Source organism: Kitasatospora sp. NPDC059817, from assembly GCF_042731835.1.
Classification (GTDB): domain Bacteria; phylum Actinomycetota; class Actinomycetes; order Streptomycetales; family Streptomycetaceae; genus Kitasatospora.
Genome location: NZ_JBHWIR010000178.1, coordinates 8,908 through 15,436 on the forward strand (window position 1 = coordinate 8,908; position 6,529 = coordinate 15,436).

The following is a 6,529-nucleotide window of genomic DNA, read 5'->3' on the forward strand; positions in this document are numbered from 1 at the left end:
TGTGTGGTGTGGGGGGCAGCCCCCCCCCGCGGCCCCCCCCCGCCCCCGGGGCGCCCCCCCCCCCCCGCCGGGCCCCCGCCCGCGGCCCCCCCCCCCCCCCGCCGGGTGTGGGTCAGGCCTTGATGGTGAGCCAGGCGCCGAGGCCGTTGCAGCCGCGGGCGTCGTAGCTGGTGCTGCGGTAGCCGGCCGGGATCGGCGAGTAGGGGCAGGTCCAGATGCCGTTGCGGACCAGTTCGTGGAACCAGGCGCCGACGCCGCTGCACCCCTGGGGGTTGTAGTTGGTCAGGACGTAGCCGGAGACGATCGGCGAGCCGGAGCAGGTCCACAGGCGGTTCTGGGCGGGTGCCTGGAACCAGGCGCCGTGGTTGTTGCAGCCGCTGGAGTTGAACATGGTGATGACGTAGCCGTCCGGGACGGGCGTTCCGGGGCAGGTCCAGCCGCCCACCGAGGCGGTTGCCGCGGGGGCGGCCGGGGTGGCGGCGGTGGCGGTTCCGGCCGCCGTGCCGGTGAGGGCGGCGGCGAGGAGCGCGACGACGGCCGCCGCTCTTCCCGCGTGGGTCCACAGCTGACGGAGGATTCTGGTCACGGCGCACCGGTCCGATCGGTAGCCCCGGCGGTTGCGGCCGGCCGGGGAGGGGGGAACAACGGGGATGCGTGGCACCGTAGTGGCGCGGTCGGACCTGGGGGAATACGGGATTCGAAAGATCGTCGAACTTGACCGGAAAACGATCTCCCGCCGCTCGGCTGCCCCGCCGCTCGGCCGTGGGGCCCTGCTGGCGGAGATGACGAAAGGCTGACGGACCGGTGCCGGGCCTCGCGCCGGCCGGGCTCGGGCTGGTGCAATCGGGGCGTGGACAGAACAGGCGAAGAAGGCAGGGGCACCCCGGTGGGGCGGCGGGTGGTGCTCGGGCTGCTCGGGCTCGGGGCCGTCGGGGTGGCGGCGGGGCCGTACCTGCAACGGGCCGAGTCGGGGTTGGCCGAACGGGACCCGAGCGGACTGAGCGGGCTGCTGCCGGGCAACAACGGATTCCGGTACTACTCGGTGGTGTCGTCCGTCCCGGAGCGGAGCGTGGCGGACTACACGCTCAGCGTCGACGGGATGGTGGAGCGGCCCGCGACGTTCCGCCTGCCGGACCTGCGGGCGATGCCGCAGCGGCGGCTCGTGCGGGACGTGCAGTGCGTGACCGGGTGGCGGGTGCCGGACACCCCGTTCGAGGGGGTGCCGCTCGCGCACCTGCTGGACGCCGCGGGCGTGCGGCCGGGGGCCGGGGCCGTCCGGTTCAGCTGCTTCGACGGCGCGTACACCGAGAGCCTGACGCTGGCGCAGGCCCGACGGGACGATGTGCTGGTCGCGCTGCGGATGCAGGACCGCCCCATCTCCCACACCCACGGCGGCCCGGTGCGGCTGTACGTCGCGCCGATGTACTTCTACAAGTCCGCCAAGTGGCTCTCCGGGATCACCGTGACCGGCTCGGTGGAGCCGGGCTACTGGGAGCGCAACGGGTACGACGTCGACGCCTGGGTCGGCCGGTCGAACGGACGTGACGATGCGCCCACCGGCTGAACTCCTGCTGCGCTTCACCCGGGCCGAGCGCTGGGTGCACCGGACGACCGCCGCGCTGACCGGCGTCTGCCTGGCCACGGCGGCCTGCCTCTACCTCGCCCCGCTCGCCGAACTGGTCGGCAACCGGCGGCTGGTGGTGACGGTGCACGTGTGGTGCGGCCTCGCGCTGCCCGTGCCGCTGCTGCTCGGGCTCGCCTCGCGGGCGCTGCGCGCGGACGCCGCCCGGCTGAGCCGCTTCACCCCGGCGGACTGGGACTGGCTGCGCGCCGTCCGGCGCCGCACCCCGCACCGGCCGGCGGGCAAGTTCAACGCCGGGCAGAAGCTCTACGCGCAGTGGACGCTCGGCTCGATGCTGGTGATCGTCGGCACCGGGCTGCTGATGTGGCTGCCCCGTCTCGCCCCGCCCTCCTGGCGGACCGGGGCGACCTTCGTCCACGACTGGCTGGCCGCCGCCATCGCCGTCGTGGTGGTCGGGCACGTCCGGATGGCCTGGCGGGATCCGCAGGCGCGGCTCGGGATGCGGACCGGGCTGGTGGAGCGCCGGTGGGCCGAGCGCGAGCACCCGCAGTGGCGGCCGGTGGGCCGGGAGTAGGCGGCCGGTCGGACGTCTTGTCGCGGCCCGGGGCATGTGGCAGGCTCGGCCGGGACGCCTCGAAGGGTGCCGCCGGGGCACCCCTGACCGTGGGGCCAAGAGGCGGTTGGGCGACAGCCGCACGCGTGGTGCACGACCGGCACCCTGCAAGGCTCCTTGGACCCCGGCGCCAATCTTCCTCCTCGCCGCCCTGTCGATCTCGATCGCGGGCGGCCTTCCGGCCTCCCTGCCGTCCGAGCGGTGCTACGGCCGCACCGCCGTCCCGGGGATCGCGCCGGGGGCGGTGCGGCCGTGGCCGACCGGAGCAGCGGCCGTGTGCGTCTCAGCGCTTGTGCAGGGCGAGGAAGCGGCGGCCGTGTGAGGTCCAGCGTTCCGCTTCGACCAGTCCGGCGGCGGCGTGGGCCCGTCGCAGGGCGGCGGCCGTGCCGAGCCGGGCCCAGGGGAAGGCCGGCCCGAGTCGGCCGTCCGGGCCCTCGACCTGGACGGTGACCTGCTCGTCCACCTCCACGGGCTCCACCTCGACCAGCAACAGCCCGTCTGGCGCGATGAGTTCGGCGCCCCGCTGGAGCAGGGCGTCCGGGTCGCCGCCGATGCCGAGGTTGCCGTCGGCGAGGAGCGCGGCGCCCCAGCGGCCCTCGGCGGGCAGCCGGTCGAAGACCGAGCGGCAGAGCGCCGGGCCGCCCAGTCCGACCGTGCGGGCGACGGCCGCCCTGGTCACGTCGACGCCGAGGGCCGGGACGCCGAGGGCGAGCAGCGCGGCGACCAGCCGCCCGGGCCCGCAGCCGAGGTCGAGGACGGGCGCGGACCTGCGGGTGCAGCGCCGGAGCAGGCTGTGGTCGGCGCCGGCCGCCGGGGCGCACCAGCGTTCGATGTCCAGCCGGAGGCGGTGGCCGTCCTCGCGGCGCAGCCAGAGCGGGCCGCGCCCGGTGCGGACGGCTTCGGCGAACGGGTCGTCCACCCAGGCGGTGGTAGTCGTCAACTCGCCACCTCCGGCTTCAGGTCGACCGTCACCAGCTGGGCGGCGAAACGGCTGTTCGGGGCCTCGGCGGCGACGCGGAGGGCATCCTCGACGGTGTCCACATCGGTGAGCGACGGAAGCTGATGGATCGTCAAGTCGGCTGCGGCGAGGCGTTCCAGGAGTGCCGCGCCGGTCCTCGCGGTGGACATCGGCACTCCGTGCAGCAGGCGCGCGGCCAGTTCGGCGGTCGGCCGGGCCAGGCCCAGCGCCCAGAAGCCGCCGTCCGCCGCCGGGCCGTACCAGGCGTCCGTGCCCGCCCGCCGTGCGGCCGACAGCGGCTCGGCCAGCGCGGCGGCGCTCAGCTGCGGGGTGTCCATCCCGACCAGCAGCGCCGGGGCGTGCGGGGCCACCCGGGCGGCGTGCGCGAAGGCGGCGGCCAGCCGTTCGTCCAGCCCGCCGCCGGTCTGCGCGACGACCTCCCAGCCGGGCGGCAGCCAGCCGCCCGGTTCGCCGTCCAGGACGAGCACGCGCCGCCCGGCCGGCATCGTGCCCAGGGTGTGCAGGGTGTCGGCGAGGGCGGCAGCGGCCAGGGCGGCGGCCTGTTCGGGGGTGCACGGCGGGGTGAGCCGGGTCTTCACCCGGCCGGGGGCGGGCGACTTGGCGATCACCAGCAGGGTCGGCGGGGGCGCGGCCAGCACGGCCCGCATGTCGCGGACGGCCTGGCGGGTGCCGCGCAGGGTGCCGGTGACCTTGGAGCGGCCCGCGCGCGGCAGGTAGTCGACGGGGGTCTCGGTGATCCGCAGCCCGGCGGCCGAGGCGGCGAGCACCATCTCCAGCGGGTAGCCGGACCGCCGGTCGCCGAGCCCCAGGGCCAGCAGCTGTTCCCGGCGGGCGGCCCGCATCGGGCCGAGGTCGTGCAGCGGCGCGCCGGTGCGGGCGCGCAGCCGTCGGGCCAGGACGGTGTTGGCCAGGCGGGCGTGCAGCGGCCACGCCCCGGCGGTGGCCGGGCGGCGGCGGCCCAGCACCAGGTCGGCGGAGCCGGCCAGCACCGGGCCGGTGACCAGCGGGAGCTGGGCGGGATCGAGGGAGCCGTCGCAGTCCAGGAAGCAGACCAGGTCGGCGGTGGCGGCGCGCAGCCCGGCGTGGCAGGCGGCGCCGAACCCGCGCCGGGGCTCCTCGACCACCGTCGCGCCGAGCGAGCGGGCGAGGTCGGCGGAGCCGTCCCGGGAGCCGTTGTCGACGACGACGGCCCGCCAGCCGTCCGGGATCCGCCCCAGCACCCAGGGCAGCGCGGCGGCCTCGTCGAGGCAGGGCAGCACGACGTCGACGGGGGAGACGGGGGAGGTGGGTGAAGTCACCCGGCCACGCTAAGTGCGGGACGGCGGGGTGCGGCGGCGGCGCAGCCTTACGGAAGTCGGACGCCTCGGCGGCTGACCCGTCCGGCGGATCGGGCCGGGCCGCATCGGGCTGGGCTGGTCCGGCTGGGCTGGGCTGGGCTGGTCCGGGTCGGGCGACGGGTGGGCGGCGGATCTTACGGAACGCGAACGCGGGCCCGCTTCCGTCCGCGTCCGCCGCCGAGGCCTCCTATCCTCGGCGAGGTGAACGACACCTCGCACATCCTGGTGATCGACGACGACCCGACCGTGGCCGAGGTCGTCGCCGGCTATCTCACCCGCGCCGGGCACCACGTGGACCGGGCCGCCGACGGTGCGCTGGGCCTGGACCTCGCCGAGCGCACCCGCCCAGACCTGCTGGTGCTGGACCTTATGCTGCCCGGCCTCGACGGGCTGGAGGTGCTGCGCCGGCTGCGGGCCTCCGCCGGGGGCGCCGCGCTGCCGGTGGTGCTGCTCACCGCCAAGGGCGACGAGGCGGACCGCATCCTCGGCCTGGAGCTGGGCGCGGACGACTACGTCACCAAGCCGTTCAGCCCGCGCGAACTGGTGCTGCGGGTGCAGTCGGTGCTGCGCCGCGCCCGGGCGGGTAGCGGGGCCGCCGACGGGCCGGCCGACAGGCCGGTCGGCGGGGTGCTGCGCTCGGGGGACGTCACGCTCGACCCGAAGGCCCGCCGCGCCCACCGGGGCGCGCGCGAACTCGCCCTCACCCTGCGGGAGTTCGACCTGCTGGCGTTCCTGCTCCGGCACCCCGGCACGGTGTTCTCCCGGCAGAGCCTGATGCGGCGGGTCTGGGGCTGGGACTTCGGCGACCTCTCCACCGTCACCGTCCACGTCCGGCGGCTGCGCGAGAAGATCGAGGACGACCCGGCCGTGCCCGCCCTGATCAGCACCGTCTGGGGCGTCGGCTACCGCTACGATCCGGCGCCCCGCGACCCGGCGCCCCGCGACCGGGTCTGCCCGCAGGACGGTGCGGAGTGAAGGACCTGCTGCTGATCGCCCTGTTCGCCGCCCTCGGCGCGGGTGGGGCCGGCCTGCTCGGCTGGGCGGCGATCCGGCTGCTGCGCCGCCGCTCCGTCGCCCTGTCCCTGTTCTGCGTGGCGGTCGTGACCGTCCTCGCGGTGACCTCCGGGACGTTCGCCGTGGCGCAGGCGATGTTCCTGTCCACCCACGACCTCGGCGTGGTCATCACGGTGCTCGGCATGGCCGCCGTCGTCTCGCTGCTCACCGCCGCGCTGCTCGGCCGCCAGGTGGTGGCCGGCAGCCGGGCGCTGACCGAGGCCGTCCGGACGGTCGGCAGCGACGCCGGTTTCACCGCGCCCGACCATCCGCTCGGCGCGGAACTCGCCGCGCTGAGCGAGGAGTTGGCCGCCACCAGTGCCCGGCTGGCGGAGTCCAGGGCGCGCGAGCAGGCCCTGGAGCACTCCCGCCGGGAGCTGGTCGCGTGGATCTCGCACGACCTGCGCACCCCGCTGGCCGGCCTGCGGGCGATGGCCGAGGCGCTGGAGGACGGCGTCGCCGAGGACCCCGACCGCTACCTGGTGCGGATCGGCACCGAGGTCGAACGGCTCACCGGCATGGTGGACGACCTGTTCGAGCTCTCCCGGATCCAGGCGGGCGCGCTCGCCCTCTCGCTCACCAGGGTCTCGGTGTACGACCTGGTGGACGACGCGCTCGCCGGGGCGTACCCGCTGGCCCGGCGGCGCGGCGTCCGGTTGGAGGGGCGGCAGGTGGCCGACGAGCCGGCGGCGGCCGAGCCGGTCGAGGTGGACAGCGGGGAGATCACCCGGGTGCTCGGCAACCTGCTGGTCAACGCGATCCGCTCGACCCCCGCGGACGGCGTGGTGGCCGTCGCCGCCCGGCGGGAGGCCGACGAGGTGGTGCTGTCGGTGACCGACGGCTGCGGCGGCATCCCGGAACAGGACCTGCCCAGCGGCGAGTAGAACCGCGAGGTGGGCGACGGCCCCCACCCGCGGACGGCCGACGCCGCGGGCGGCGGCCCCGGCGCGCGCGCGACGGCGGCG

Annotated in this window: 7 protein-coding genes and 1 pseudogene; 4 read left to right on the forward strand and 4 right to left on the reverse strand. The window is 76.5% G+C overall.

Translation table 11 applies throughout. The features are described 5' to 3' along the window. Positions 1-112: 112 nt before the first annotated feature. Positions 113-586: a hypothetical protein gene (locus ACFV61_RS28655; protein WP_244293291.1), complete on the reverse strand. Its 474-nt coding sequence runs from the start codon at positions 584-586 to the stop codon at positions 113-115. A 264-nt stretch (positions 587-850) separates the two neighbouring features. Between ACFV61_RS28655 and ACFV61_RS28660 the strand changes: the two genes are divergently transcribed. After that, positions 851-1,564 carry a molybdopterin-dependent oxidoreductase gene (locus tag ACFV61_RS28660; protein WP_380494730.1) on the forward strand — a complete coding sequence of 238 codons (714 nt, stop codon included), beginning with the start codon at positions 851-853 and terminating at the stop codon, positions 1,562-1,564. Continuing rightward, positions 1,548-2,156, forward strand: a complete 609-nt coding sequence (locus ACFV61_RS28665) for a cytochrome b/b6 domain-containing protein (protein ID WP_063346572.1) — start codon at positions 1,548-1,550, stop codon at positions 2,154-2,156. The genes ACFV61_RS28660 and ACFV61_RS28665 overlap by 17 nt, the downstream gene beginning before the upstream one ends. Before the next feature lie 322 nt (positions 2,157-2,478). Here the strand turns inward: ACFV61_RS28665 and ACFV61_RS28670 are convergent, their stop codons facing one another. The 3 genes and pseudogenes from ACFV61_RS28670 to ACFV61_RS28680 form a co-directional block, all read right to left on the reverse strand. Then, on the reverse strand, positions 2,479-3,135 hold the full coding sequence (locus ACFV61_RS28670) for a methyltransferase domain-containing protein (RefSeq protein ID WP_380494732.1): 657 nt from the start codon (positions 3,133-3,135) through the stop codon (positions 2,479-2,481). After that, positions 3,132-3,659 (reverse strand): DUF2064 domain-containing protein, encoded by a 528-nt coding sequence (locus ACFV61_RS28675; protein ID WP_380485774.1) that lies wholly within the window; start codon positions 3,657-3,659, stop codon positions 3,132-3,134. The genes ACFV61_RS28670 and ACFV61_RS28675 overlap by 4 nt, the downstream gene beginning before the upstream one ends. A 99-nt stretch (positions 3,660-3,758) precedes the next feature. After that, positions 3,759-4,472, reverse strand: a pseudogene (locus ACFV61_RS28680) (glycosyltransferase family 2 protein); the annotation flags it as partial. A gap of 240 nt (positions 4,473-4,712) precedes the next feature. Here ACFV61_RS28680 and ACFV61_RS28685 point away from each other — a divergent pair. Next, positions 4,713-5,486 (forward strand): response regulator transcription factor, encoded by a 774-nt coding sequence (locus ACFV61_RS28685; protein WP_380494734.1) that lies wholly within the window; start codon positions 4,713-4,715, stop codon positions 5,484-5,486. Further along, positions 5,483-6,448: a sensor histidine kinase gene (locus ACFV61_RS28690; protein ID WP_380494736.1), complete on the forward strand. Its 966-nt coding sequence runs from the start codon at positions 5,483-5,485 to the stop codon at positions 6,446-6,448. Before ACFV61_RS28685 ends, ACFV61_RS28690 begins: the two co-directional genes overlap by 4 nt. Positions 6,449-6,529: the final 81 nt, after the last annotated feature.

Coding starts and splice junctions, on each gene's coding strand:
- ACFV61_RS28665 (WP_063346572.1), top strand. CDS start 1,548: ATGCGCCCACCGGCTGAACTCCTGCTGCGCTTCACCCGGGCCGAGCGC.
- ACFV61_RS28675 (WP_380485774.1), bottom strand. CDS start 3,659: ATGCCGGCCGGGCGGCGCGTGCTCGTCCTGGACGGCGAACCGGGCGGC.